The sequence below is a fragment of the Arthrobacter sp. B0490 genome (genome assembly GCF_002929355.1).
Lineage (GTDB): Bacteria > Actinomycetota > Actinomycetes > Actinomycetales > Micrococcaceae > Arthrobacter_D.
This window is the reverse complement of record NZ_PJIR01000007.1, coordinates 175,508-201,550: the sequence shown is the minus strand read 5'-3', so window position 1 is coordinate 201,550 and position 26,043 is coordinate 175,508. Positions and strand designations below refer to the sequence as shown.

The 26,043-nt window shown below is 70.4% G+C and carries 22 protein-coding genes; 8 read left to right on the top strand and 14 right to left on the bottom strand.

Translation table 11 applies throughout. The features are described 5' to 3' along the window. Positions 1-208: 208 nt before the first annotated feature. Together CXQ97_RS12720 and CXQ97_RS12715 are read right to left on the bottom strand one after the other, a co-directional pair. On the bottom strand, positions 209-1,294 hold the full coding sequence (locus CXQ97_RS12720) for a universal stress protein (RefSeq protein ID WP_104181226.1): 1,086 nt from the start codon (positions 1,292-1,294) through the stop codon (positions 209-211). Positions 1,295-1,671: 377 nt separating this feature from the next. Continuing rightward, positions 1,672-2,382 carry a GAF and ANTAR domain-containing protein gene (locus CXQ97_RS12715; protein ID WP_181035067.1) on the bottom strand — a complete coding sequence of 237 codons (711 nt, stop codon included), beginning with the start codon at positions 2,380-2,382 and terminating at the stop codon, positions 1,672-1,674. Between the two features lie 339 nt (positions 2,383-2,721). Between CXQ97_RS12715 and CXQ97_RS12710 the strand changes: the two genes are divergently transcribed. Further along, on the top strand, positions 2,722-3,753 hold the full coding sequence (locus CXQ97_RS12710) for an LLM class flavin-dependent oxidoreductase (RefSeq protein ID WP_104181245.1): 1,032 nt from the start codon (positions 2,722-2,724) through the stop codon (positions 3,751-3,753). A gap of 328 nt (positions 3,754-4,081) precedes the next feature. After that, the gene (locus CXQ97_RS19525) at positions 4,082-5,170 is read left to right on the top strand and encodes a signal peptidase I (protein WP_258062547.1); all 1,089 of its coding nucleotides are present in this window, start codon (positions 4,082-4,084) and stop codon (positions 5,168-5,170) included. Here CXQ97_RS19525 and CXQ97_RS12700 read toward each other — a convergent pair. Beyond that, positions 5,140-5,937, bottom strand: a complete 798-nt coding sequence (locus CXQ97_RS12700) for a response regulator transcription factor (RefSeq protein WP_104181224.1) — start codon at positions 5,935-5,937, stop codon at positions 5,140-5,142. The genes CXQ97_RS19525 and CXQ97_RS12700 overlap by 31 nt on opposite strands. Positions 5,938-6,031: 94 nt before the next feature. Beyond that, on the bottom strand, positions 6,032-8,278 hold the full coding sequence (locus tag CXQ97_RS12695; RefSeq protein ID WP_104181223.1) for a bifunctional diguanylate cyclase/phosphodiesterase: 2,247 nt from the start codon (positions 8,276-8,278) through the stop codon (positions 6,032-6,034). 145 nt (positions 8,279-8,423) lie between these two features. On the opposite strand from CXQ97_RS12695, the gene CXQ97_RS12690 reads away from it, so the two are divergent. Then, on the top strand, positions 8,424-9,209 hold the full coding sequence (locus CXQ97_RS12690) for a class I SAM-dependent methyltransferase (RefSeq protein WP_104181222.1): 786 nt from the start codon (positions 8,424-8,426) through the stop codon (positions 9,207-9,209). A 67-nt stretch (positions 9,210-9,276) separates the two neighbouring features. Next, positions 9,277-9,672: an STAS/SEC14 domain-containing protein gene (locus tag CXQ97_RS12685; protein ID WP_104181221.1), complete on the top strand. Its 396-nt coding sequence runs from the start codon at positions 9,277-9,279 to the stop codon at positions 9,670-9,672. Between the two features lies 1 nt (position 9,673). On the opposite strand, the gene CXQ97_RS12680 is transcribed toward CXQ97_RS12685, so the two are convergent. Continuing rightward, entirely contained in the window at positions 9,674-11,149 is a 1,476-nt protein-coding gene (locus tag CXQ97_RS12680; protein ID WP_104181220.1) for an MFS transporter, read from the bottom strand. Between the two features lie 88 nt (positions 11,150-11,237). On the opposite strand from CXQ97_RS12680, the gene CXQ97_RS12675 reads away from it, so the two are divergent. Continuing rightward, complete coding sequence (locus tag CXQ97_RS12675) at positions 11,238-11,798, top strand: TetR family transcriptional regulator (RefSeq protein WP_104181219.1); 561 nt, start codon at positions 11,238-11,240, stop codon at positions 11,796-11,798. Between the two features lie 10 nt (positions 11,799-11,808). Here CXQ97_RS12675 and CXQ97_RS12670 read toward each other — a convergent pair whose 3' ends face one another. Genes CXQ97_RS12670 through CXQ97_RS12660 form a run of 3 tightly spaced genes read right to left on the bottom strand, consistent with a single transcriptional unit; the run spans position 11,809 to position 16,032 of the window. Continuing rightward, positions 11,809-13,260: an NAD(P)/FAD-dependent oxidoreductase gene (locus tag CXQ97_RS12670; protein ID WP_104181218.1), complete on the bottom strand. Its 1,452-nt coding sequence runs from the start codon at positions 13,258-13,260 to the stop codon at positions 11,809-11,811. Positions 13,261-13,306: 46 nt separating this feature from the next. Next, entirely contained in the window at positions 13,307-14,416 is a 1,110-nt protein-coding gene (locus tag CXQ97_RS12665) for a peptidoglycan bridge formation glycyltransferase FemA/FemB family protein (RefSeq protein ID WP_104181217.1), read from the bottom strand. After that, positions 14,413-16,032, bottom strand: a complete 1,620-nt coding sequence (locus tag CXQ97_RS12660; RefSeq protein WP_104181216.1) for a glycosyltransferase family 87 protein — start codon at positions 16,030-16,032, stop codon at positions 14,413-14,415. Before CXQ97_RS12660 ends, CXQ97_RS12665 begins: the two co-directional genes overlap by 4 nt. Before the next feature lie 187 nt (positions 16,033-16,219). Here CXQ97_RS12660 and CXQ97_RS12655 point away from each other — a divergent pair, with 187 nt between their 5' ends. After that, the gene (locus CXQ97_RS12655; RefSeq protein ID WP_104181215.1) at positions 16,220-17,305 is read left to right on the top strand and encodes an inositol-3-phosphate synthase; all 1,086 of its coding nucleotides are present in this window, start codon (positions 16,220-16,222) and stop codon (positions 17,303-17,305) included. Positions 17,306-17,348: 43 nt separating this feature from the next. On the opposite strand, the gene CXQ97_RS12650 is transcribed toward CXQ97_RS12655, so the two are convergent. After that, positions 17,349-17,999, bottom strand: coding sequence for a MerR family transcriptional regulator (locus tag CXQ97_RS12650; protein ID WP_104181214.1), 651 nt, complete (start codon positions 17,997-17,999; stop codon positions 17,349-17,351). A 96-nt stretch (positions 18,000-18,095) separates the two neighbouring features. Here CXQ97_RS12650 and CXQ97_RS12645 point away from each other — a divergent pair, with 96 nt between their 5' ends. Further along, entirely contained in the window at positions 18,096-18,584 is a 489-nt protein-coding gene (locus CXQ97_RS12645; protein ID WP_104181213.1) for a DUF2306 domain-containing protein, read from the top strand. On the opposite strand, the gene CXQ97_RS12640 is transcribed toward CXQ97_RS12645, so the two are convergent. From CXQ97_RS12640 to CXQ97_RS12615, 5 genes are all read right to left on the bottom strand, one after another. Continuing rightward, positions 18,581-20,248 carry a formate--tetrahydrofolate ligase gene (locus CXQ97_RS12640; protein WP_104181212.1) on the bottom strand — a complete coding sequence of 556 codons (1,668 nt, stop codon included), beginning with the start codon at positions 20,246-20,248 and terminating at the stop codon, positions 18,581-18,583. The genes CXQ97_RS12645 and CXQ97_RS12640 overlap by 4 nt on opposite strands. A gap of 26 nt (positions 20,249-20,274) precedes the next feature. Then, positions 20,275-21,045: a phosphatase gene (locus CXQ97_RS12635; RefSeq protein ID WP_104181211.1), complete on the bottom strand. Its 771-nt coding sequence runs from the start codon at positions 21,043-21,045 to the stop codon at positions 20,275-20,277. Positions 21,046-21,076: 31 nt separating this feature from the next. Next, a complete protein-coding gene (gene mshA / locus CXQ97_RS12630; protein ID WP_104181210.1) occupies positions 21,077-22,324 on the bottom strand; it encodes a D-inositol-3-phosphate glycosyltransferase in 1,248 nt (415 codons plus the stop codon). 959 nt (positions 22,325-23,283) lie between these two features. Continuing rightward, positions 23,284-23,934 (bottom strand): histidine phosphatase family protein, encoded by a 651-nt coding sequence (locus tag CXQ97_RS12620; RefSeq protein ID WP_258062543.1) that lies wholly within the window; start codon positions 23,932-23,934, stop codon positions 23,284-23,286. Further along, positions 23,931-25,373 carry a CCA tRNA nucleotidyltransferase gene (locus CXQ97_RS12615; RefSeq protein WP_104181208.1) on the bottom strand — a complete coding sequence of 481 codons (1,443 nt, stop codon included), beginning with the start codon at positions 25,371-25,373 and terminating at the stop codon, positions 23,931-23,933. Before CXQ97_RS12615 ends, CXQ97_RS12620 begins: the two co-directional genes overlap by 4 nt. Before the next feature lie 182 nt (positions 25,374-25,555). On the opposite strand from CXQ97_RS12615, the gene CXQ97_RS12610 reads away from it, so the two are divergent. Continuing rightward, the gene (locus tag CXQ97_RS12610) at positions 25,556-26,035 is read left to right on the top strand and encodes an NUDIX hydrolase (protein ID WP_258062542.1); all 480 of its coding nucleotides are present in this window, start codon (positions 25,556-25,558) and stop codon (positions 26,033-26,035) included. Positions 26,036-26,043: the final 8 nt, after the last annotated feature.

The window sequence follows — 26,043 nt, the reverse complement described above, 5'->3', positions numbered from 1 at the left end:
CGCGAAACTCGGCTTCCGGCGACGGACCCAGGCCGCCGTCTACATCTCGACGCCCTCGGGCGCCCCGTCCCGTCAGGTGCTCGGGTAGCACTGGGCATCCATCCCCCTGCGCCTCTGGGCCGGGAGGGCATGCCACCACGAACCCCGGCAGCCGGCGCCTTGCGGGAGGACGTCCGGGCCCTTCGGCGTGAGGCGCTCGGGCAGGTGTTCACCCCGACACGGATGGCGATCGATGGGTCGCGCCCTGGGCGATCCCCGCGTCGGTCCCGCCGGGTGCAGCCCGCCCGGGCGACGTGATGACGAGCGTCAGGCAGGGCGGGCGCAGCAGGAGTGTGTGCGTGACCGAGCCGACCCCCATCCCGGCCCTGGCACCGCGTCCGTGGCGGCCGATCACGAGGAGTTCCGCATCCCGGCTGTGTCGCATCAGGGCCCGGGCAGGGGTGCGCAGCACGTCCACGATCCAGCTGACCCCCAGGGACGGGTAGGCGGCGTGGACCGACCGCAGCATACCGGGAGCACTCGCAGCCAGCGCGTCCGAGGAGGGTGATCCCGGTTTCACCGCTGCGACGACACGCAGTGCGGCACCCGACCGGTGCGCCTCGGCTGCTGCCCGGGCCAGCGCAGCGTAGGATTCCTCGGAGCCGTCGACGCCTACCACCACATGGCTGTGGGCGGTACCGTTCCTGTCGCCGCTGTCCCTGTGACCTGCCGGGATGATCAGGACCGGAGCCAGCGACCCCAACACCACCTGGATGGCCACGGAACCCTCGAACACGCCGGTGAGGGTGTTCATGCGGTCAGCGCCCAGGACCAGTAGCGATGCGTCGGCCGACAGCCCCAGCAGGGCGTGGACGACATCGCCGCAGTGGAGGTAGGTGCCCACCCGCAGCGTCGGGTACCTGGTCGACCACCGGGTGGCCTCGTCCTGCAGCATCCTGCGGCCCGCAGCGACCACGTCGGCGTAGCACGTGCCGGGGGGCACCGAATCGGCAGCCGGGACGGCATGCACCAGCGTCAGTGGAAGATCGGCCGACCGCGCCCGACGGGCCGCCCACTCGAGGGACGGATTCAGACACGTGGCACCCCGCACGGCGACCAGGATCGCCCGCCGGTCCACCGGGCGCGGCGCCGCGGGATCCCCCGGCTGGATGGCCGTCAGCAGGGGAACCGCCGCCGGCTCCCGTTCCTGGACGCCGTCGTCGACCTGGTGTGTGGACCCGGCGGACAAGGGCCGGGAGACGGACCCCGGACGCCTGCTCGTGGTCGGTCGGTAGTGCGGTGCCGGGATTGTCATCTGCCGTGTCCTTACCGTTGACGCGACCGCAGAGAAATCCTCCTGCAGCACGAGGCCCCCTGGCCGGTCGAGACCGGATACGTGGGGGCCCTCCCCTTAACCGTCGCCGTAAACCGCCGGCCCGGGCAGGGCCTTTCGACCCTGATCCGGCTCTTTCTCCGGGCCGGGACCGAACCGGGCGGTCTTGCGTGCGACGGGAGGACGCCTCCGAGCGAGGACCACGAGGACGAGGTGCACAGGTGTCGTGCACTGTTCGAGACGGGCCTCCTGGACAGGGGCGCGGAGCACCGGTTCGACCGATTCACGGCCGAGGCCCGCGCACACTTCGGGGTGAGCTCGGAGGAAGGAGGTCGGGTGGTACCGGCCGTCCACCTGGGTCAGTTGGTGAAGTGGGTGCTCGAGGCCTTCCCGGTGGCCTGCACGATCAGGGACTCCGCGACCTCGCGGAGCTTCGTGTTCCGTGAGTTCGAGGCACTCTTCAGCAACGCGAACGCCTCCTCCTGGGTGCACCGATTCTGCGCGATGATGATGCCGATCGCGATGTCGATACTCGTCCGCGACTCCATCGCCTGCAGCAGATCCTCGGACGTGTCCTGGTGCCGTGCCACCCGCATCGCCATCTCCAGCGCCCGGCTCGCCTGCTCCACGAACACCCCCACCACCCGCTGCCGCTCACGCGTGAAGAACGACCGCGGCCGGGCATAGAACGTCAGCACACCTATACCCTCGGTACCCAGCCGCAACGGCGCCGCGAGCACGGACGCGAATCCCAGCGCATCACTGAGGCCGAAGTACCGCGCCCACCGCGCGTCGCTCGAGGCGTCCTCGACCACCACGACCTCCCCGCTCGCGGACGCCTCCAGCGCCGGACCCTCACCGACCCGGGACTGGCCCTCGTTGAGGATCTCGGCGGTCGGGGAACTGCTGGCCACCGTCGACTTCCTGTTGCCGCGCTGGGACATCAGCCCGCACGGCACCTCGCCCTCGTCGCCGAAGAGCGTCTCCCCGAGCACCGCCAGATGCTGCAGGAACTCGGCGATGCCCCGACCCTGCAGCAACAGATCCTGGGAGTCGTCGCCGGTCCTCATGGGGCGCACTTGCGGGGGCGGCTCGCCGCGGCGAGGAAGGAAGTGGTGCCCGAAGGAGGCATGGTCATGAACCCCGAGGTCATGGGTCGCTGAGGACCCGTTCGGTGTGCGCTCGCTTCTGAACGCGAACTCATCATAGGGGCGTGCAGCGGACCCCGCTGACATCGCCCGGGTACGCCGGTGCATGGGCGGCCTCCCGACGCTCCCTCGGACCCGAGCGGTGCGCGGGATTCTCCGGCTTCCACCGGATACATACATATGCATGGAATAACGGTGGGGTCGGGCCCGTTCTACCAGCAGGCCCAGGGTGGGCCTCACGGCAACCACGGGAGTACGACGATGGCACGCGAACTGGAACTCGGTCTCGACACCTTCGGGGATGTCACGCGCGGCGAGGACGGCCGGCCGCTCCCCTACCCGCAGGTCATCCGCAACGTCATCGCGGAGGGCGTCCTCGCCGACGAGGTCGGCGTCGACTTCATCGGCCTCGGCGAGCACCACCGCGACGATTTCGCCGTCTCCGCACCCGAGACGGTCCTCGCGGCCATCGCCGGGCAGACCGAGCGCATCCGCCTCGGGTCTGCGGTCACCGTCCTCAGCTCCGACGATCCCGTCCGCGTCTACCAGCGCTTCGCCACACTCGATGCCGCCTCGAACGGCCGGGCCGAGGTCATCCTCGGGCGCGGGTCCTTCACCGAGTCCTTCCCCCTCTTCGGCTACGACCTCTCCGACTACGAGCGGCTCTTCGAGGAGAAGCTCGACCTCTTCTCGGAGCTGATCAAGGAGGGTCCCGTCACCTGGTCGGGCAGCACGCGTCCCGGGCTCGAGAACCACGAGGTGTACCCGAAGACCGAGGGCGGGCACCTCAAGACCTGGATCGGCGTCGGCGGCAGCCCCGAGTCGGTGGTGCGCGCCGCACGCTACGGCATGCCGCTGATGCTCGCGATCATCGGCGGTGACCCTGCCCGCTTCGCCCCCTATGTCGACCTCTACCATCGTGCGCTCGATCAGCTCGGCATGCCCGCCCTGCCCATCGGCGTCCATTCGCCGGGCTACATCGCGGACTCGGACGAACAGGCCCGAGAGGAACTCTGGCCGGACAACCGGATCATGCGCGACCGCATCGGCCGCGAGCGCGGCTGGGGGCCCACGACGCGCGCGGAGTTCGACCAGGAGGCCGACGCCGGATCGCTCTACGTCGGCTCGCCGGAGACGGTCGCCCGGAAGATCGCGGCGACTGCGCAGGTCCTCGGGATCGACCGTTTCGACCTGAAGTACAGTGCGGGCCCCTTGCCGCACGAGAAGCTCATGCACAGCATCGAGCTGTACGGCACGAAGGTCATCCCCCTGGTGCGGGAGATGCTCGCGTAGGGGGCTTCCTCCCCCATCGATCCACCGAAATCGATCCACCGAAGGGCGGGCAGACGAATGCCCGCCCTTCGGCGTCCCCGCCGAAGGGCCGCCGCGTCCCTGCCGCGTTCACGCACGCGTCCGGGGCCTTCGCTCTTTCTTCGGTCTTCTTTCGCACTTCGGGCACGTCGCGTTTGAGCGGGGCCGAGGAGAGTGGACCTCAGGAGCGCAGCACTCCGCGATCTTCCCGCCGGTTCCGGACCGTCCACCGGAGCCGGCGGGCAGCTCCAGCAGGAACCAGAGGCAGTACACCGGCCGCACGACACCAGCGGCGTACAGAGGAGCAGGCGTGACGACGATCGACCTTCCGTCCATCACTCCGGGGATGCGGGCCACCCCGCGCGTGCTCCACTCCGCCGTGGTCCCGGAAGCCGACCCCCAGCCCGCTCCGGCCGGACCCGCGCCCGGACCCGCGCCCGCGGCGCAGCGTCGGTCCTTCGTCCAGCGACTGGCGAGCCTCCTCGGCACGCTGCTCATGGTGCTCGCCATCGTCGCCGTCCTGTTCTTCGCCGTCGGTCCCCGCTTCTTCGGGTACCAGACGGCCACGATGCTCACCGGCAGCATGGCACCCGAGATCGTGCCGGGCGACGTCGTGGTCACCACGCTGCAGCCCGTCAGCGGGATCGCCGTCGGGGACGTCATCAGCTACCACATCCCGGTCGAGGACCACCGCGTGGAGACCCACCGCGTCGTCGAGGTCATCCGGGGGGCCGACGGCACTACCGCCGTGCGGACCAAGGGCGATGCCAACGGATCGGTGGACCCGTGGATCGCCACGCTCGAGGGTGATTCCGTCTACGAGGCTGCGGCGGTGATCCCCCAGGTCGGCAACGCGATCCGCGCCCTCCGCACCCCGGTGGTCAGCCACGTGCTGGTCTACGGCATCCCCGCGGTGCTCGTCGGCGCCCTGCTCCTCATGATCTGGTCACGCCCCGACCAGGACGAGGCCGGGGACGACACCGAGGACGACACCGATCGGGCGATGATGACGGGCGACCCTGAGGGACGAGGGCATCGGGGCCCCTCACCGGAGCGCATCGAGGGTCCTGCGCTCGACCGGGCGGTCCTCGAGGGGCTCGGGGAGGAACTGGCGAGCCGGGCGGGTGCACTGCAGTTCGCCGAGGCGTTCGTGGACCTCCTCCCGCAGCGGGTCCGCGCCGTCGAGGACGCCTTCGCCTCCCGCGATGCCGATGCCGCGGTCGTCGCCCTGCTCAGCCTGAACGTCAGCGCGTCGATGGTCGGCGCACGCCGGCTCGAGGAGGGCTCGTCAGCGGCGTTGGGTCTGATCGACGACCCGCGTGAGTATCCGGCGGTCGTCGCCCGGTTGCGCATCCTGAGCGGGGAGTTTCAGGCCGCACTCGGCGGGATCATGCGGTAGCCGACCCCGCGGACGGTGCGGATGAACCGCGGAGCCTTGGTGTCCTCGCCCAGCTTCTTCCGCAGGTTCCGGATGTGCACCTCCACGAGGTGCTGGTCGTTGATCCAGCCGTCGCCCCAGATGCGGGCGAGCAGGGTCTCCCGCTGCCAGACGCGGCGCGGACCCGAGACGAGCGTCGCCAGGAGATCGAACTCGATCCGCGTGAGCGGCAGCTCGACACCGTCGAGCAGGGCGATCCGGCCTTCCGTGTCGACGTCGATGGGCCCATGGGTCAGCAGGTTCCCGGCCTGGGCCGGCTGTCCGACCGTCGCCGTGGCCACCCCGGCAGGCTGTGATGCCTCCGCTGTCCCGGCGCCGGGCCGGGGCTGTGAGCCGTCGCGGCCCGTGCTCCGCGGGCGGCGGAACATGGCATTCACGCGGGCCCCGACCTCACGCGGGCTGAAGGGCTTGACGACGAAGTCGTCCGCGCCGATCTCGAGGCCGATGAGGCGGTCGATCTCGTCCTGCCGCGCCGTGATCATGACGACGTAGGCGTCGGTGAGCGGCCGGATCTGGCGGCACACCTCCACCCCGTCGATGTCCGGCAGGTTCAGGTCGAGGGTCACCAGGTCGGGACGATGTTCCCGCACGAGGGCGACGCCCTGTCGTCCGTTCTCCGCCTCGAAGGTGGTGAAGCCGTTCATGCCGAGTGTCATGACCAGCAGCTCCCGCACATCGGCGTCGTCTTCGATGATGAGTGCGACGCGCGCATGGGGGTCGGATGTCATGGGTGACACACTGCCAGATGTTGGATCAACCACCGAGCGTGTCGGGGCCGGCAGGGCGTTTCTTTCGTCGATCCGTCAGCCGGATCCGCTCGCCTCAGCGGCCCGCCCCCACGCCGCGGGCGGCGATCCAGGCCGAGACCTCCGGGGCGGGTAGCGGCTCGGAGAGATGGAACCCCTGCACGACGTCGCATCCCCGTGCGAGCAGTTCCTCCTGCATCTGCTCGTCGCAGACGCCCTCCGCGACCACCCGGAGGCCCAGGCTGTGCGCCAGGTCGATGATCGAGCCCACCAGCCCGATGGCGCGCGGGCCCTCCCGCATGGCCGTGACGAAGGACCGGTCGAGTTTCAGTTCGTCGACGGGCAGGTCCCGCAGGTAGGCCAGGGAGCTGTAGCCGGTCCCGAAGTCGTCGATGGAGATCCGGACACCTTCCGCGCGGAGCCGCGCGAGGATCGCGGCGGTGCCGGCCGGTGTGGACATCAGCACGTCCTCGGTGATCTCGAGCACGATGCACGACGGAGGCACGTCGTGCTGCTCGAGGAGGGCGAGGATCTGGTGGGGCAGGCACGGCAGGATGCAGGAGCCCGAAAGGTTCACCGCGACGGTCAGATCGAGGCCCTCGGCCCGCCAGTGGGCGGCCCGGCGGATGGCGCGCCCGAGGACGAGTTCGGACAGCGGGGGCATCAGGCCGGCCTCCTCGGCGAGGGAGACGAAAGCGGCCGGGGAGAGCCGGCCGCGCGTCGGATGGTTCCAGCGCAGCAGCGCCTCGACACCCGTGACCCGGCGGTCGCAGAGGCGTACCTGCGGCTGGTAGTGCAGTTCGAACTGGTTCTCGGCCAGCGCCGTGCGCAGTTCCTGGACCGTCCGCAGCCGCAGCGCGCCGTCGTCGTCGTCCGTGGCGTCGTAGACGTGGTGGCCGGTGTGCCCGGACTTGGCACGGAACATGGCGATGTCCGCCTTCCTCAGGAGCAGCCCCAGGTCGGCGCCGTGTCGCGGCGTCAGGGCCACGCCGATGCTGGCACTGACCTGCAGGGTGGCGGTGCCCACCCGCACCGGTTCGGCGAGTTCGGCTTCCAGTCGCCGTACCGCCGAGACCGCTTCCGCCTCCGACACGCCCTCGAGGAACACGGCGAACTCGTCGCCGCCCAGCCGTGCGAGCAGGTCCCCCGGCCTCAGCTGACCTGCGAAACGTCCGCCCACCTGCACGAGGAGGGCATCCCCGACGGCGTGGCCGAGTGCGTCGTTGATGTGCTTGAAGCGGTCGAGGTCGAGCAGGAGCAGCGCGCCGGTGCTCCCGGCGGCGAGCCGGTCGGGCACATCGGTGAGCAGGGCGCGGCGGTTGGGCAGGCCCGTCAGTTCGTCGGTCCTCGCGAGCAGGACGAGCATGCGGTGCCGGAACACGAGCGGGACGGCCGCGAGCGCGAGGGTGGAGGCGGCGAACACCACGGCGAGGAGCGGGATCCGGACCTGGCTCCCGACGACCAGGACGGTGAGCGCCGCGGCCGTGGACACGACGGGCGCGGCGAGCTCCGGCACCCCGCGGCGCGGGAGGAGCGCCACACGGCCGGTGTCCGCCGCGCCGTCGACCCAGACGGCGATGGCGATGACGCCCGCCACCCAGCCGGCGTCGATGATCGAACCGACCGCGTAGTCCTGCATGCCCAGCGCGTAGGCGACGTCCGCGGCGGAGAAGACGATCATGCCGCCGATGAGGACGGGCCAGCGGGGGCCGATGTCGAGACCGCGGGTCGCCAGGATGCCGGCGATGGCCGTGATCAGGAGGAGGTCGAGGAGCGGGTAGACGACGGCGACGATCACCTCGATCGTCGTCCCGACGATGGCCCCCGGACCCAGGACCGGCGCGAGGATCATGGCCATGACCGACGCGGCCCCCAGCGCTCCCACCATGCTCTCCAGCAGCAGCGGCCACAGCAGGCTCTTCAGCTGGCGGATCACCACCACGCCCAGTGCTCCGAGCATGAGCGGGTAGAAGGCGAGGTAGGCCACGTCGGCGAGTGATGCGGAGGCCAGTGCCTCCTCGTTGCCGAGGGATGCGGCGTAGTAGGCGTCACCGGCGGTGTAGGCGGTCACGGCCGCCGTCCCGAGGACGATCCGGGGCTGGACGAAACGGGTCCGCACCACCGCGCTGACGCACAGGCCCACGCCCAGCAGTTCGGTCAGGATGGAGAGCCACCCATCCAGCAGTGGATCGAAGGTCGCCGGATCGCCGAGGAGGAGTCCCGTCGTGTAGACGGCCATCAGGACGGCCATCGCGGGGATGAGCACCCGGGAGGGGCCCCACCCGATCGGACGCCTCCCGGCGCGTGCATCGTCGCGCCGCATGGAACTCTCCTCGGTCGTGGTCCTGGTGCCGAAAGCATAGGTCGGCGTCCGGGGACCGGAGGCGATCTTCGGTCCCCGGACGCCGTATCCTGCGGCAATGCTTGGCTTGGGGCGGCGGACGCGCGACCCTCGGTACCCTCGTCCTATGCTCAACATCCTCGACCAGCTCCGGATGATGCCCGAAGTGGCTCGCCTCGCCAAGCGGACACCGCGCGATCCGGCCGCGGCCTGGGAGGGGTACTGGAGCCGCGTCCGCAGCACAGGGACCGAGGGGGAGGTGCTGTGGGACGCGGAGATCGGCACGGAGGCGGATCAGTACGCGCACGTCCTCGAGGGCCACATGGATGACGGCCTGCCGATCATCGACGTGGGGTGCGGCAACGGCCGGTGGACCCGCTGGCTCGCAGGGCGTTTCCCCTCGGCCCTCGGTGTCGACGTCGCGGAGAGCGCCGTGCGGCGTGCGGCACGCGAATCGGAGGGACTGCCCGCGGTCGTGTTCCGGACCCTCGACCTGACCGTGCCCGGCACGGGCAGGCTGCTGCAGGAGGAGCACGGTGATTCGAACGTCTTCGTCCGCGGGGTCTTCCACGTGCTGAGGCCCCGGCAGCGGAGGGATCTCAGCGAGAACATCCGGCAAGTCGTCGGCAGCCGGGGCCGCGTGCTGCTGACCGAGACGAACTTCCGGGGGAACCCGCTCTCCTACATGCAGAGCCTCGGTGCGCGACCGGGAAGCATCCCGGCTCCGCTCGAGCGTGCCATCGGCGGCATCCCGGTGCCGGGCCATTTCGGCCGGGCGGAGCGCCGTGCCGCCTTCCCCGACGGCTCCTGGTCGGTGCTCGCGGACGGCCCGGTCACCATCGAGGCCGTCCCGATGAGCGGCAGGACCAGCACCAGCATCCCCGGATACTTCGCTATGATGGGCGCTCGCTGATCCTTGGTCTCACAGGGTGTGCACGGCCCTCCGGTCCGGAAGCCTCAGCGTCGTTAGGAGACCGGCCATGACCGCACGACCGATCGAGGGCGGCAAGGCCACGCTCGAGCTGCTGCCCGACGGGATCCTCCACCTCGCGTGGGACAGGGACTGCACCATCACGGCGGAGGACGCCGAGTGGGCCATGGCGGCCGTCAACAGCCTCGCCGTGGGCGCGGGCCACCCCATGCTCGTCGACATGGAGACCACGAGGACGGTCACCCGTGGCGCCCGCGCGGTCTTCGCGATCCCCTGTGCCGCGTCGCGGATCGCCCTGCTGGGGTCGTCACCCGTGGACCGGATGCTCGCGAACTTCTTCCTCGGCGTGAACTCGCCTCCCTGCCCCACCCGGTTCTTCACGTCGCGGCACCTGGCGGTCGCCTGGCTGCAGAGCGGGGCGCACGAGCACCCCGCGAGCGCGTGACCTAGCCGAGGTGCACGGCGTCGTTCGACGTCGTGAACGCGTCCCGCGGCACGTTGATCATGAACCAGGAGACCGGCGACGCGAGCGCGAGGGCGATCGCAGCAGCCAGGAACACCACGGAGTAGCCGTCCACGAGCGACTGGAGCCCGCCGGCCGCGCCGCCCGCCAGGGTTCCCGCACCCGCCGTGTACAGCGCCGTGAAGACCGCCGTGCCGATCGAACCGCCGATCTGCTGCGTCGCGGTGACCGCGGCGCTGGCAACGCCCGAATCGCGCGGAGCGATACCGAGCAGGGCGACGTTCTGGAGGGGCACGAAGACGAGGGCCAGGCCGATGCCCAGGAGGATCTGGGCGGGCAGCACCTCGAGCACGTACGAGCCGCCCACCGTGATGCGGCTCAGCAGGAGCAGCCCCGCGGCGGCGATCAGGGGGCCGGCCGTCATGAGGACGCGGGGGCCCACGGTGGGCAGGAGCCGGGAGACGAAGCCCGCGGACACGATGATGGCGGCCGTCATGGGCAGGGACGCCAGCCCGGACACGAGCGGACCCATGCCGAGGACGATCTGGAAGTGGAGCGTCAGGTAGAGCAGCGCGCCCAGCAATGCCGCGCCGACCGCGATGGAGGACAGGTACGCGCCGGCACGCGCCCGGTTCGTGATGATGCGCAGCGGCAGGAGGGGGTGGTCCGCCCGGGACTCGACGAGGACGAACAGAGCCAGCAGCACCACGCCGAGGGCGAGGAACCCGAGGGTGTCCGGCCGGATCCAGCCGGCCTCGGCCCGCGAGAACCCGTAGACCACCGAAGCGAGACCGAGACTGACGAGGACGGCTCCCGGCACGTCGTAGCGGGTGCTCCCGTCGGCGCGGCTCTCCCGGAGCACGGGGATGCCGACGGCGATGGCCACGACGGCGATCGGCACGTTCACGAGCAGGCACCAGTGCCAACTGGTGTACTCGGTCAGCACGCCGCCGAGCAGGAGTCCGACGGCCGCACCGCCTCCGGCGATCGTCCCGTACACGGCGAAGGCCCGCACGCGGTCCTTGCCGCCGGGGAAGGTCACCGACAGGATGGCGAGCGCCGCGGGAGCCAGCAGTGCGGCGAAGGCGCCCTGGAGGCCGCGGGCCACGAGCAGCATCTCGCCCGACGTCGCGATGCCGCCGAGGGCGGAGGCGAGCGCGAAGCCGCCCATGCCGAGGAGGAAGGACCGCTTCCTCCCCCAGAAGTCGGCGATCCGGCCGCCGAGGAGGAGGAGCGCCCCGAAGGTCAGGGCGTAGAGGGTCACGACCCAGCTGCGGTCGCTGTCGGACATGCCGAGCTCCGCCTGGGCCTGCGGCAGGGCGATGTTGACGATGGTCCCGTCGAGGACGACGGTGAGCTGGGCGAGCGCGACGATCGCGAGCACGAGCCAGCGGTTCGCGGCGGCTCTCGGGGTGGCGGCGTCATCCAGGGTGGACGGGCCCGGGGTGGGGACGGACATGGATCTCCTCGTAGTGGTGGCGATCCGACAGTAGGGCGGGCATCCCGCCCAAGTCAAACGAACTAGTTCGTTTGGGTATACTCGAGGAATGCCTTCTCCGACGGACGTACGCTCCCGCATCCTCCTGGCCGCGCGGACCGAGTTCGCGACCTGCGGCCTGGCAGGGGCACGGATCGACCGCATCGCGAAGGCCGCCTCGGCGAGCAAGGAACGGCTCTACGCGCACTTCACCGACAAGGCGACCCTGTTCCAGGCCGTCCTCGACACCAATGCAGCCGAGTTCCACGAGGCCGTGGTGCTCGACCCCGCCGATGTCCCGGCCTTCGTGGGAGCCGTCTTCGACCACGCGTACGAGCACCCCGACATCCTGCGCATGCTCACCTGGGCGCGGCTCGAAGGCGTGGACTACGACCTCCCGGGCGGCACCTCGCCGGACGCCAAGCTGACGGCGGTGCGGAAGGCGCAGGACCTCGGCCACGTGGATGCGTCCTGGGCGCCCGAGGAACTCCTCCCGATCCTCTTCGGCATCGCGCAGGCCTGGGTGCAGGCTCCCCTCGTGGCGCATGAGAACGCCGCGACGACCCCGCTGTCCGCGCACCGCGCCTGCGCCGTGGAGGCCGCCCGGCGCGTCGTCGGACCGGCGGGCTGATTCCCCGCCCTCAGGGTCGGGTCGGCAGTCCCAGCGCCGGCACGGGCAGGCCGAACTCACGCCTGAGAGCGAGCCGGGCCGCATGGAATCCTGCCATGCCGTGCACCCCGGGCCCCGGCGGCGTGGACTGGGAACACAGGTACACGCCCTCGAGCGGAGTCGCCCAGGGCTGCAGGGACGGGACGGGACGGGCCACGATCTGGCGCAGGTTCACCGCGCCGCTGCTGAAATCGCCGCCCACGTAGTTGGCGTTGTAGGCCTCGAGCGCGCTCGCCGTCGTCGTGTGGCTGCGGAGGACGACGTCGCGGAAGCCGGGCGCGAACCGCTCGATCTGCGCCGTGATCGCCTCGGCCATGTCCCGGGTGGAGCCGCGTGGGACATGGCAGTAGGTCCAGAGCGTGTGCCTGCCCTCCGGCGCCCGCGTGGGATCGAACGAGGACGGCTGGGACAGGAGCACGTACGGACTCTCGGGGTGGCTGCCCTGCCGAACCTGCTTCTCCCCGGCGGCGATCTCCTCGCGCGTCCCGCCCAGGTGCGCGGTGCCCGCCCGGCGGAGCTCGGGATGCGCCCAGGGGACGGGCCCGGACAGGATGAAGTCCACCTTGCAGGCGGCATTGCCGTAGGTGAAGGCGGACAGTGCCGCCTCGTAGGTGGCCGGCAGCCGTCCGCGGGACATCGCCTGGAAGGTCTTCGGTGCCACGTCGAGGAGCACCGCCCGTGCATCGGACACCTCGGCGAGGGCCCCGATCCTGCTGTCGGTCACGATCTCTCCGCCGTGCTCGCGGAGATCGAGGGCGAGGGCGTCGGCGATCGACTGCGAGCCCCCGACGGGGATGGGCCAGCCGACCGTGTGGGCGAGGAGGTTCAGCACCAGGCCGGCCCCCGCACCGGTCAGCGAGGGCAGCGTTCCCACCGGGTGCGCCATCACACCGGTGACGAGGGCACGGGCCTCGTCGGTGCTGAAGCGGCGGTTCCACGACGGCAGTCCCTGGTCGAGGACGGCGAGACCGAAACGCAGCGCCGCCTCCGGCTTCTTCGGGACGCGCACCACGGAATCGAGCGTGAAGGCGAGGATGCCCTGCTCGCGCTCGGTGAGCGGCTGCAGGAGCCGGCGGTACGCTTCCCCGTCGGCGCCGAGCCCGGCCACGGTCCGCTCCAGGCTCCGGTAGGCGATCCCTGCCCGCCCGCCGTCCAGGGGGTGGGCGAAGGAGACATCGGGAACGGCGAACCCGATGCGCCGGCTCAGCTCGAAGTCCCGGAAGAACGGCGACGCGAGGGCCATCGGGTGGACGGCCGAGCAGAAGTCGTGGAGGTGCTCCTCGTCCATGAGCCGGAGGGACCTCGATCCGCCGCCCAGCGTCGGCGCGGACTCGTGCACCCTCACCGACAGTCCGGCGCGAGCCATCACGACGGCGGCCGCGAGTCCGTTGGGGCCCGCTCCGACGACCACGACATCTGGCATGAGGCTTCCTCTCCTGCCCTTCGGGGTCCGTCCCCGCGGGGCGCTGCTAGCTGTGCCCTGCGGACGCGCCGACGGCGCCCGGCCTGCTCCCCACCCGCCGGGCGAGACCCGTCACGCGCCGTGCAGCGGCCCTGACCGCCGCAGGACCCGTGCGGCGGGCTGCGAGCAGCGACGCAACGGCGGTGTAGCGCAAGGGATCGAGCGGGATGTCGTAGGTGGTGGGAACAACCACCACGTTCTTCGAGAAGTTCCGCTTGAAGGTCGTGACGTTCGCGAGACCCGGGTAGTTCTCGCTCGCGATGCCGGTCAGCCCGCACGCCGTGTTGCCCGCTGCCTTCAGCACGCGGAACGCCTCCCACAGGAGCAGGTACGGCGCGAAGGTGGAACGGGCCTCGAGCGTGCTGCCTGCGAAGTAGTACACGGAGTAGCCCCGGTACTCGGTGGTGATGAGCCAGCTGAGCGCCACGCCGTCGCGGTAGGCCACGAGGAGCCGCAGGTGATCACCCAGCACGGTCAGCAGGGTCTCGTAGTAGGAGGCGTCGAAAGCCTGGAAGCCGTCGCGTGCCGCGGTCTCCTGCATGATCGGGAACAGCTGCTCAGCGAACACACTCTTCCATTCGACTCGAGGAATATGTCTCACCTCGACGCCGTTGCGCCGCGCGCGGCGGATGCTGTTGCGCGCATTCGGGCGGAAGCCCCTGAGCAGATCAGCCTCGCTCGGCGTCAGGTCGACCACGATCTCCCGCTCGTACCACCCGTGCTCGATCGGACCGGTGGCCGGCGCCTGGAGGGTCGCGACCTGCATCCGCGCGTACAGCGGGTCGACCGCGGGGTGCTCCCGGAACTGCCCGCGCACGGCCTCCATCAGCAGGCGTTCGGCTGCGGGTGTGCGCTCGGAGAACCACACCGGGCCGTTGACGACGACCACGGACTCCCTGAGCCGGCGCACCACCTGCACGAAGCTCGCGGTCGCGACGAGGGTCCCGGCGGCGTCGAAGTAGGCCCAGATCCCCAGCGGCGTGCGTCCGAGGGCCCGCTCGAAGTCGACCCAGTGCGGCGTCTGCTCGATGGGGATCACGACGTCGGGGTGCGCTGCGGCCAGCTCCTCGAAGGCGTCGGGATCGAGGGGGGTGTAGGTCAGGGGTGCTGCGCTCACTGATGATCTTCCGCTGGTCGGTCTCGGTCGTGACGGTTCGGGGGGCCCGGGGCTGCTCCCCGCAGCGCATCGGCTCCGTCCGGCGGACCGGGTGGAGTGCCCGCGCCGTCCTGCAACCCTAGCGGAGCAGCGGGTCCCGGTCCCCTGCGGCTCCGTCCGGGCGCCGACCCTGTCACTTCCGGACGGGGTCGGGTCCGGAGGCGGAGGGTGACCCGGTCCGCCGCGTGGTCGAAGGCGCCTCCCTGCGGATCGTCGATGCCGATGCGTCGCACGGCATCGAGCCGCGGATCGAGGATCTCCCGCACCACCACTCCCATAACGTATGCAGTAGCAAGAATATGACCGACAACCGCCCACGCGTACATGCCGAGCCCGAGGTTGTGCTCGGCGGCGCCGCCGCTCGTCCGGCCGCCCAGGTAGAGCCAGACGGCCCACCAGTGCAGCACCTCGACGAGCTGCCAGGTCAGGACCACGTGCCACCGCGGGACGGCGAGCGCGATCAGGGGCACGAGCCAGAGGGCGTACTGCGGCGAGTAGACCTTGTTGCACAGGATGAAGGCGGCGACGATCAGGAGTGCGAGCTGCACCAGGCGGGGGCGCCGCCGTGCGCGCAGCGCGAGGACGGCGATGCCCAGGCAGGCGAGGGCGAAGAGGACCGCGGCCCCCGCGTTGATGGCGGGCGCCGGGATCACGGTGCCGGCGGCCTGGCGCGCCAGGGCGTTGTACACGTACCAGCCGGAGGAGAACCCGGCGTCGCGGGTCTCGGAGAACGTGAGGAAATAGCCCCAGCTGTCCGGGTCACGGAGCATGAAGGGGATGTTCACCGCGAGCCATGCCGCCGCCAGGCCCGCGGAAGCGGCGATGCAGGGCCGGTACCGTCCTGTCCGGACGGCCAGGACCAGCACGGCCCCGAGGAGGAGGACCGGGTAGAGCTTCAGTGCCGTGCCGAGTCCCCACAGGATGCCGGCGAGCACCGGCCGGTCGCGGGCGAAGGCGAGCATCCCCGCCGTCGCGAGCAGGACCGCCCACAGGTCCCAGTTGATGGTGCCGGACAGGATGATCACCGGGGCGGTGGCCACGATCGCCGCGTCCCACGGACGCCGGCCGGCGAGGCGGAGGGTCGCGAGGACGGTCAGGATCCACACGGCGGCGACGAGCACGGCGTTCACGTCGAAGTACAGCAGCGACTTCGTCCCCGCGGCGGCATCGCCGGCCGCGACGTCCACGAGGAACGCGGTGGCGGAGGCGATCAGGCCGAGGAGGACCGGGTACTCGAACAGGGCGCCGGGCGTGATGAACGGACGGATCCCCTCGCCCAGGCCCCGGCTCTGGTAGAGCTCGGTCCAGTCCGAATAGCACGCACGGTAGAAGTAGTCCGGTGAGGCCCACCCCGTCACGCGGCAGGGATTCTTGGTGATCACGGCGAGGACTGCGGAGGCGACCGTGAGGAGGATGAGCACCCGCTCGACGGTGAACCAGTCCGGCGCGACGCGCCCCGGGTCCGCATGCCGGCCCAGGGGTCCACCCGCCCCGTCGACGAGCGGCCGGAGCAGCGGATCCGACCGGCTCGGGATGCTGATGCGGTACGGTCCGCGTGGTCCCGCACCCGACGTCATCCTCCGAGCCTAGCCGTCTCGGGTCCGTCGACGGGTGATTCCGGGCCGCAGGGCGCGGGCCGGCGGAGGCTGCGGGAATGGGAGTGCCGACCGCGTGGTTGGAAACGGAACGTAGACTGGCATTTCCTGCCCACCGCGCTGGAGCGATGACGGGCGGGGCATATTCGACTGGCTTTCGAGGAGAACTGTGGGACAGAACCCCATTCGCGTGGCAATCATTGGAGTCGGCAACTGCGCCGCGTCGCTGGTGCAGGGTGTGCACTACTACCGGGACGCGGACGCATCGGGCGCCATTCCCGGCCTGATGCATGTCGAGTTCGGCAAGTACCACGTGGGGGACGTCGAGTTCGTCGCGGCGTTCGACGTCGACGGCAAGAAGGTGGGCCACGACCTCGCCGAGGCCATCGGCGCCAGCGAGAACAACACCATCAAGATTGCCGACGTGCCGCCCACCGGTGTCATCGTGCAGCGCGGCCACACGCTGGACGGTCTGGGCAAGTACTACCGCGAGACCATCGTCGAATCCGATGAGGAGCCCGTCGACATCGTCGCGCAGCTCAGGGACTCGAAGGCCGACGTGCTGGTCTGCTACCTGCCCGTCGGGTCCGAGCACGCCGCCAAGTACTACGCACAGTGCGCCATCGATGCCGGCGTGGCCTTCGTCAACGCCCTGCCCGTCTTCATCGCCGGGACCAAGGAGTGGGCGGACAAGTTCACCGAGGCCGGCGTGCCGATCGTCGGCGACGACATCAAGAGCCAGATCGGTGCCACGATCACGCACCGCGTGATGGCGAAGCTCTTCGAGGACCGCGGCGTCACGCTCGATCGCACGTACCAGCTGAATGTCGGCGGCAACATGGACTTCAAGAACATGCTGGAGCGCGACCGTCTCGAGTCGAAGAAGATCTCCAAGACACAGGCCGTGACGTCCAACGTCAAGGCCGAACTGCGTGCCGACGACGTCCACATCGGCCCGTCGGACTACGTCGCCTGGCTCGACGACCGCAAGTGGGCGTTCGTGCGCCTCGAGGGCCGCAACTTCGGCGACGCCCCCGTCTCGCTCGAGTACAAGCTGGAGGTCTGGGACTCCCCGAACTCGGCCGGTGTCATCATCGATGCCATCCGGGCAGCGAAGATCGCCCTGGACCGCGGTATCGGCGGCCCCATCCTCTCCGCCTCCAGCTACTTCATGAAGTCCCCGCCGGAGCAGTACGCGGACGACATCGCCCACGAGAAGGTCGAGGCCTTCATCCGCGGCGAGATCGAGCGCTAGAGGCGGTCGACCGCCGGGACCTCCGCATCGGGGCCGGGACGCGCTACGGCCGTCCCGGCCCTGTCGCGTCCGGTGGACCTGCGGCGCCGTAGCGCCTGATGGAGTGGCTGGCCTGGGCGAGGGCGACGACTTTCAGGACGAGCTGGTTGTGCAGGTGCATGCCGACGGCCGCCGTCAGGATGAAGTCCTCCACGGTGTCCTGCAGCTCCGTCGCGGCGAGCTGGGCGCCGGCGATCGTATCCGCGGCCCGCCCGTAGGCCTCCAGGACGTCCGGGCGCACCCCGACGCCGGCCGCGTCCATGACCGCGAGGTGATGGTCGACCGCCGAGCGTGCCTCGCTGTCCTCGTCCGGCCAGGCCATCGCCCGCACGAGCGCGTCGCCCGCCGCAGAGGCGGCGGCGGCGCCGTCGAGCCGGAGGACCACCGACTGCACCGTCGCGAGCAGGGCGAGCCTCCGTGGCGCGGAGTCCTCCACACCCGTCGAGGCGTCGAGGATGCGGCGGATGTCCTCGAGGCCCATCCCGACCGTGGACCGCAGCCCCCGGATCAGGCGCAGCCGCCGCACGTGCTCCTCCGTGTAGTCGGCCCTCGTCGGATTGATCGGAGTGCCGGGCTGCAGGAGCCCGGCGCGCAGGTAGAACTTGATGCTCGCGGGGCTCGTCCCCGAAACCTCGCTGAGCTCGGCGAGCCGCATGGACGGTCCTCCTTCTCGAGGGTCTCGACCCGGATAGTGGACCCGGACGGTACTATCCGGATATCCAACATCGGATAGTACAACTATCCTCGGGGCATGGACTGGAACCCGCTCCTCGTGACACACGTGGTCGCAGCGCTGTACGCACTCGTCGTCGGTCCGATCAACATCCTGCGGCGCCGCCGTGACCGGACACACCACCTCCTCGGCTACACCTGGACGGCGTCGATGTACTACGTCTGCGCCAGCAGCTTCTGGATCGTGAGCGACGGCCACTACAGCTGGCTCCACGGCCTGTCGGTGCTCACCATCGTCACGGTCAGCCTCGGGATCGTCAGTGCCGTGAGGCGGGACATCCGGGCACACGCGATGAACATGGCGGGCAGCTACCTCGGGCTGCTCATCGCCTTCCTCTTCGCGGCGACGGTTCCCTCCCGCGCCATCCCGAGGCTGCTCGCCGGCGACCCGGGCACCGCCTGGGCCGCCGGTGCACTCGTCGCCGCCACCGTCGCCGCCGTGTACCTCACGGTCCGGCCCCGCGACTCCCGCCCGCGATCCGGGAGGCGGACCGACGTGGGAGCCTAGGTCAGGCCGACAGCGTTCCCGTCGCCGTCCACGTCCATGCGCAGGGCTGCGGGCTCCTTCGGCAGTCCGGGCATCGTCATCACCGACCCCGTGAGGGCGACGATGAAGCCCGCCCCGGTCTTCGGGATGAGGTCCCTGACGTGCACGGTGAAGCCCTTGGGAGCACCGAGCAGGCCGGGGTCGTCGGAGAAGGAGTACTGGGTCTTCGCCATGCACACGGGGAGCCCCGACCAGCCGTTCGCCTCGATCTCACGGAGCCGGCGCAGGGCCGGCACGGAGAAGTCGACGCCGTCGGCACCGTAGATCTCCTGGACGATGATGCGGATCTTGTCCTCGACGGGGAGGTCGAGGGCGTAGAGGTGCCTGAACGTGACGGGCCGCTCCAGGGCCGCGAGGACCTTGGCGGCGAGGTCGTCGCCACCGGGTCCGCCGCCCCCCTGGGCCCAGACGTCGGCGACAGCGGCGGCGATGCCCTCACCCGAGCACCACGCCAGCAGCCAGTCGAGTTCTTCGGGCGAGTCCGTGGCGAACCTGTTGATGGCGACGACGGGCGAGGCGCCGAACTTCTCGGTGTTCCGCACGTGGCGGAGGAGGTTGGCCGTCCCCTCGCGGAGGGCGTCGAGGTTCTCGTGCGCCAGATCCGCCTTCGCAACACCGCCGTGCATCTTCAGCGCCCGGATCGTGGCGACGATGACGACGGCGTCCGGCGCCACATCGGCGGCCCGCGCCTTGATGTCCATGAACTTCTCCGCGCCGAGGTCCGCACCGAAGCCCGCTTCCGTCACCACGATGTCCGCGAGGCGCCGGGCGGTCTGCGTCGCGATGACGGAGTTGCAGCCATGGGCGATGTTCGCGAAGGGTCCGCCGTGCACGAGGGCGGGCGTCCCGGCGATGGTCTGCACGAGGTTCGGCTTGAGGGCATCCCTGAGCAGCAGCGTCAGGGCTCCCTCGACCTGGAGGTCCCGGACCGTCAACGGCCTGCGGTCGAAGGTGTACCCGAAGGTGATGTCCGCGAGCCGCCGTTTCAGGTCCGGGAGGTCCGTCGCGAGGCAGAACACGGCCATGATCTCGGAGGCCACGGTGATGTCGAAACCGTCCTGGCGGGGCGTGCCCTGGGCGGGACCGCCGAGGCCGATCACCACCTCGCGCAGCGCACGGTCGTTGACGTCCAGGACGCGCTTGAACGTGATCCGCCGCGGGTCGATACCGAGCTCGTTGCCCTGGTGGATGTGGTTGTCGATGAGGGCGGCGAGGGCGTTGTTCGCCGAGGTGATGGCGTGGAAATCGCCCGTGAAGTGCAGGTTGATCTCGTCCATGGGCAGCACCTGCGAGTACCCGCCGCCCGTCGCGCCGCCCTTCATGCCGAGGACGGGCCCGAGGGACGGCTCGCGGAGGGCGATCATGACACGCTGTCCCGCCCGGGCGAGGGAATCGGCGAGGCCCACGGTGCACGTGGACTTGCCCTCACCGGCGGGCGTGGGGCTCATGGCGCTGACGAGGACCACCCTGCCCCGGGTCCCGCCGGCGTCGGGCAGGAGGCGGGGATCGATCTTCGCCTTGAAGCGGCCGTGGAACTCGAGCGCCTCCCGCGGGATCCCCGCCGCATCGGCTATGTCCTCGATGGGCCTGACCGCGGCGGCGCGGGCAATCTCAAGATCGCTCATGCGCCCAATTTACCAGCGGAGCCGGGTCAGGTCGCGGGCAGTCCCGCGCGCTCGAGAACGTACGCGATCAGCGGCGCGTACAGCCCGGGGCAGACGTTGTCGTCGAGCGGGACGGCCACCTCCACCTGGCCCTGGGCCTCGGAGACGAACATTCCGGGGTCGTTGCAGTCCGCGAATCCGAGCGTGGGCAGGCCCGTGCTGGCGGCGTGTCCCGCCCACCCGTGGTCGGCGACCACCAGGTCGGGCAGCGCGAGGCCGTGCCCGGTGAGGGTGTCGAGGCTCAGCCGCATGGGGTCGGGGAAATGCGTATGCATCAGGCCGCCGTGCTGGTGCCACACGAGGACCCCGAAGACCTGGCGGATGTCGCCGGCCCCGAAGTGCCGCCCCTCGGGGACCTGCACGACCTCCGCCCCCGCAGCGGCCGCCGCCCGGGCGAAGGCCGCATGCACGGGCAGCAGGCCCGCGGGGTGGCCCGTGGCGAAGAGGATGCGCTCGCGACGGCGCACCGAAGCGCCCAGGCGGTCGGCGAAGCGGTCGAGGGCGGCCACGCATCTCGCCGCGTCGATGGTGTCCTGACCTTCGATGTGGCCGCGGTCGGGGCTGGTGCCCACGCGCTCGTGCATGAGGTCGAAGACGTCGTCGAACGTCCATGCGCGCGTGAGCTCCACCCCGAACCCGAGGTGTTCGTTGCCCTCGAGGAACAGGCGCATGTGTTTCAGGTTGTCCTGCCGGGAGGTGGCCACCTGGCCGGTGATGCGGACGGAGTCGAGGTAGTCGGCAAGCTCGGCGGCATTCACCCTCCCATCCTAGGGGCGCGGACGAACGGCCTCAGCGCGCGCCCGCCGGGGAGAAACGGTCGACGGCCGTCCGATAGCTCTGCGCCGTCAGCAGGGCGGTGCGCTGCCAGCCGAACGCGAGCGCATGCGTCGCTGCGCCGCGTCCGAGCGTCTCCCGGAGCCGGACGTCGTCGTGGAGCCGTTCGAGGGCGTCCGCCCAGTGATGGGCGGAGTGGCCGTTGACGAGGAGTCCGCTGCGTCCGTCGCTGATGGCCTGGGGCAGGCCGCCCACGTTCGCGGCGACGACGGGGGTACCGCAGGCCTGAGCCTCGAGCGCGACCAGACCGAAGGATTCGCTGAAGGACGGCATGACGACGGCGTCGGCCGAGCGGAACCACTGCGCGAGGTGCGTGGCCGTGACCGGCGGGTACAGCCGGACGTCGTGGGTCAGGCCGGCTGCGTCGATGACGGGCTGGAGCCTGAGCGCCTCGGAGCCGCTGCCCGAGCCGAGGATGCTGACGGCGAGCGGGATGTCCGGCCTGCGACGGCGGAGTTCGGCGGCCGCCGCGACCAGCACCTGCGGACCCTTGAGCTTTTGGATCCTGCCCGCGAACACCACGTGGAACTGCCCCGGCGGGACAGCGAGCCCGGTACGTGCGGCGTCCCGGTTCCCGGGGTGGAAGGTCGTGAGGTCCACGCCGGGCGCCACGACGTCGATCCGGTCCCGCGCCGCGCCGTACAAGGAGACGAGTTCGGAGGCCTCGGTGGTGGTATTCGCGATGAGGCGCGCCGCCCCGGCGACGATGTCCTGTTCACCGGCGACCCGGTCCGCCGGCTCCGGGGTGACGAGGGACTTCATGCGCAGGTTCTTCACCTTCGCCATGGTGTGCATCGAGTGCACGAGCGGGAGGTTCATCTCACGGCTGAGGGTGAGGCCCACGGCACCCGACACCCAGTAGTGCGAGTGCAGGACGTCGAAGTGGCCGTCCGCGAGGAGATCGGCGACATCGGTGAAGGCATCGGCGAAGGTCCCCGTGAGGCCGGGGAGGGTCTCCTTCGGGAGGCGTCGGCGGGGACCGGCTTCGAGGTGGTGGACCACGACGCCGTCGTCGAGGGCTTCGCGGTCGGGCCGGCCCTCTCCCGCGTCCCGCGTGAAGATCTCGACGTCGATGCCCACCCTGGCGAGTTCGAGTGCCGTACTGCGGACGTAGACGTTCATCCCGCCCGCGTCGCCCGCACCGGGTTGTTCGAGCGGCGAGGTGTGCAGGGACAGCATGGCTACGCGCCTGACGCCGAACACATGCTCTCCTCTCCGACCGGCTGGGGCAGCGCCGGTCGAACGACCCTGTCGACCATATAACGCGTCGTCCGCGCACTACATTCCGGTGGGTGCCTGCGTCAACGGAGTAGGCACCGGCAGGTACCGTGCCACGACAGCGAAGCCCGCGCGGGAGGCGCGGGCTTCGCAGGGTGGCTCGACCGAGGGGCCGATCGTCGTCGGCCCGGTGTCGGGCCGTGGCGCATCGGTGGGATCCGGATGGCCGTCACCTGATGTACATCGAGTGGGAGGGCAGCAGAAGCCGGTCACGGGCCTCACGGGAGCCGTGCGACGGTGACGACAGGATCCGTCCCCACAGCGAGAGGCCGTTCCTCCATCTCCTCAGCATGAGTTGTACCTCCTTCCTGTGGTGGAACCCGGGCATGGGAGCCACCGGTATACCTGGCAGGTCCTCGGTACCGGAGTCGTGCTGAAGCGGAGTCAGCGATCCGCTCAGAATGAATTCACCGCGCGCGGGAATCACCGGATCGGGGATCGCGGTCGGGGATTCCGATTCGTCCGCTAATTGGGCAGGAATGAGCCGGGAATTGGGCATGACAGAACTTCCTATGAGAAAAGGCAGGAAAAGGCCACGAAGAATGACGGGGGTGGCGCCGGGGAAGGAAACATGAGGGATCCGTGCACGGGGGGCACGGGATCTGCCGGCTGGTGCCGGTGCGCCGACTTCCTAGTGCGTACGGAGGAAGGCGGGATCGGCGCTACGGGCGAAAGCTCCGGTGAGCATGGTATTCACGATCTCCACCTCCATTTCATCGATAGCACGTGCGGTCGGGCGGCCGGGGCGACTCCCGATGATCGAGTTGGGAAGGCCCAATGGCACAACAGTTAAGCTACCCCATTCCATGTCATGGGTACAGCCCTTTGCACGGATCGATCGATATTTATTCTCGGGGAGGGGAATTCGACGTGGCGGCTGACGGCTAGAGATTCCAGTGCACGATCGCCGGGGTGTGCTTGTCCCAGCCGAGCGCGCAGACCGCGGCGGTGCCGAGGACGAAGCGGCGACCCTCGATCCCGCCGAACTGCAGCCACCGGGCGGCGACGATCCGCAGGAAGTGGCCGTGGGCCACGAGGAGCGCGTTCTCCACGGGTTTCGCCCCGGGATCACGGTCGGCGGGGGTGCCGCATCCGGCCTGTACCCGGGCGATGACACGGTCCGCCCGCTCCGACACCTGGTCCAGCGTCTCCCCGTTGGGTGCGCCGTCGTTCCAGATGAGGTATCCGGGGTTCTCCGCACGGACCGTGGCGCTGTTCCTGCCCTCGTTGTCGCCGTAGTCCCACTCGTGCGCGAACGGCAGCACTTCGGCGTCGGGGAATCCGGCGAGCTCCGCGGTGCGGACCGCGCGCTGCAGCGGCGAGGTCAGCACGAGGTCGAACCCGACGCCCTCGAGGTGTTCGCGCGCGGCGAGCGCCTGCTCCTCCCCGTGCTGCGTCAGCGGGAGGTCGGTGAGTCCCGTGTAGCGGCCGTCCCGGGACCATTCCGTCTCGCCGTGCCGCAGGAGCCACAGCTTCGGGAGCGGGGTCCCGGAGGGGGTGAGGTCGGGTGCTGCCGCGCCTGTCATCGGATTCATGGGTTCTCCTGGGATTCGGGCTGCTCGCTCCACCACTGGCGGAGCTTGGTCTCGGCCTCTGCGGGGTCATGCGGCCCGTGCTCCATCCGTTCCTCGAGGAGGAACCGGTAGGCCCGCCCCACCGCGGGGCCGGGGCGGATGCCGAGGAGCGCCATGATCTGCTCTCCGTCGAGGTCCGGCCGGATCGAGTCGAGTTCCTCCTGCTCGGCGAGCGCCGCGATCCTCGCCTCGAGGTCGTCGTACGCGAAGGCGAGGCGCTCGGCCTTCCGGCGGTTGCGGGTGGTGACGTCGGAGCGGGTCAGCCGGTGGAGCCGCTCGAGGAGGGGGCCGGCGTCGCTCACGTACCGTCGGACGGCGGAATCGGTCCAGCCGGCCTCGCCGTACCCGTAGAACCGCATGTGCAGTTCGACGAGCCGCGCGACGGCCTTGACGGTGTCGTTGTCGAACCGCAGCGTCCTGAGCCTCCTGGCGGCGAGCTTCGCACCCACGGCATCGTGGTGTCGGAAACTCACGGCACCGCCTGGTTCGAACTTCCGTGTCGCCGGCTTCCCGATGTCGTGCAGGAGTGCCGCGAGGCGCAGGACGACGTCCGGTGCGGGTACCGGGCCGTCGTCGCCCGTCTCGAGGGCGCAGGCCTGGCGCAGCACGGTCAGCGAGTGCTGGTAGACGTCCTTGTGGCGGTGGTGCTCGTCCGTCTCGAGGCGCAGTGCGGCGACCTCCGGGAGCACGTGCTCGGCGAGGCCGCTGTCCACCATCAGGTCGATCCCGGCGTCGGGCGCAGCTCCCTGCAGCAGTTTCACCAGTTCGTCGCGTATCCGCTCGGCGGAGATGATCGAGATCCGCTCGGCCATGGACACCAGGGCCTCCGAGACCTCAGGGGCCACGGCCATCCCCAGCTGGGACACGAAACGGGCGGCGCGCATCATGCGCAGGGGGTCGTCGGAGAACGACGACGACGGCGTGCCCGGCGTGCGCAGGACCCCGGCGTGCAGGTCGCGGACGCCACCGAAGGGATCGACGAGTTCGAGGGAGGGCAGCCTGAGCGCCATGGCGTTGATCGTGAAATCGCGGCGGACCAGGTCGTCCTCGAGGCTCGTGCCGAAGGCGACGGTCGGGTTCCGCGATGCCGGGTCGTAGGCCTCCGCGCGGTACGTGGTGATCTCGATCTGGTAGCCGTCCTTGCGCAGGCCGATGGTGCCGAAGGCGCGGCCGATCTCCCAGTAGGCATCGGCCCAGCGCTTGATGAGTGCGAGGGTCCGGTCCGGGTCGGCGTCCGTGGTGAAGTCGAGGTCGGGCGACACCCTGCCGAGGAACAGGTCGCGCACCGGGCCCCCGACGAGGGAGAGTTCGTGCCCCGCGGCGTCGAAGAGTTCGCCGACCTCGAGGACCACGGGAGGAAGGGGTGCGGTGAGTGTGGAAGTGTCCAGCAGGTGCGCCATAGTCCCTTAAGGGTGCCAGATCGGGGCCGGATTCCCACACCGCGTGCGGCCCCGCACGGATGCTGTACGAACGGGCGGGCGACGCGTCGCGCCGTCATCGGGGCTCCTGAAAGATCGTTAGAGTGGACTGCATGGACCGACCCGTTCCAAGTGCTCCCAAGCGCACTCCCTTGACAGTGTCAATGGGAACCACGGGTATGCCTGCCGTGCAGCACCAGCTGCCCACGGTGGAGGAGGTGTCGGCCGGCGGGATCGTCGTGGACACCACGCGGGAGACGCTCGACGTCGCCATCATCGCCCGCCTGAACCGCGGCGGCCGGCTCGAGTGGTGCCTGCCGAAGGGCCACCCGGAAGGCGCGGAGAACAGCGAGGAAGCGGCTGTCCGGGAGATCGCCGAGGAGACCGGCATCGAGGGCAGGATTGTCTCGGCCCTCGGCAGCATCGACTACTGGTTCACCGTCAGCGGGCACCGGGTCCACAAGACGGTCCACCATTTCCTGCTCATCGCCACGGGCGGCTATCTGACCATCGAGAACGACCCGGACCACGAGGCCGTCGACGTCGCCTGGGTCCCCCTGCAGGAACTCGGACGCAAACTGTCCTTCCCGAACGAACGCCGGATCGCCGATCTGGCCCGTGAGGTCCTGCCCGGGCACCTCTGAGCTCGCGC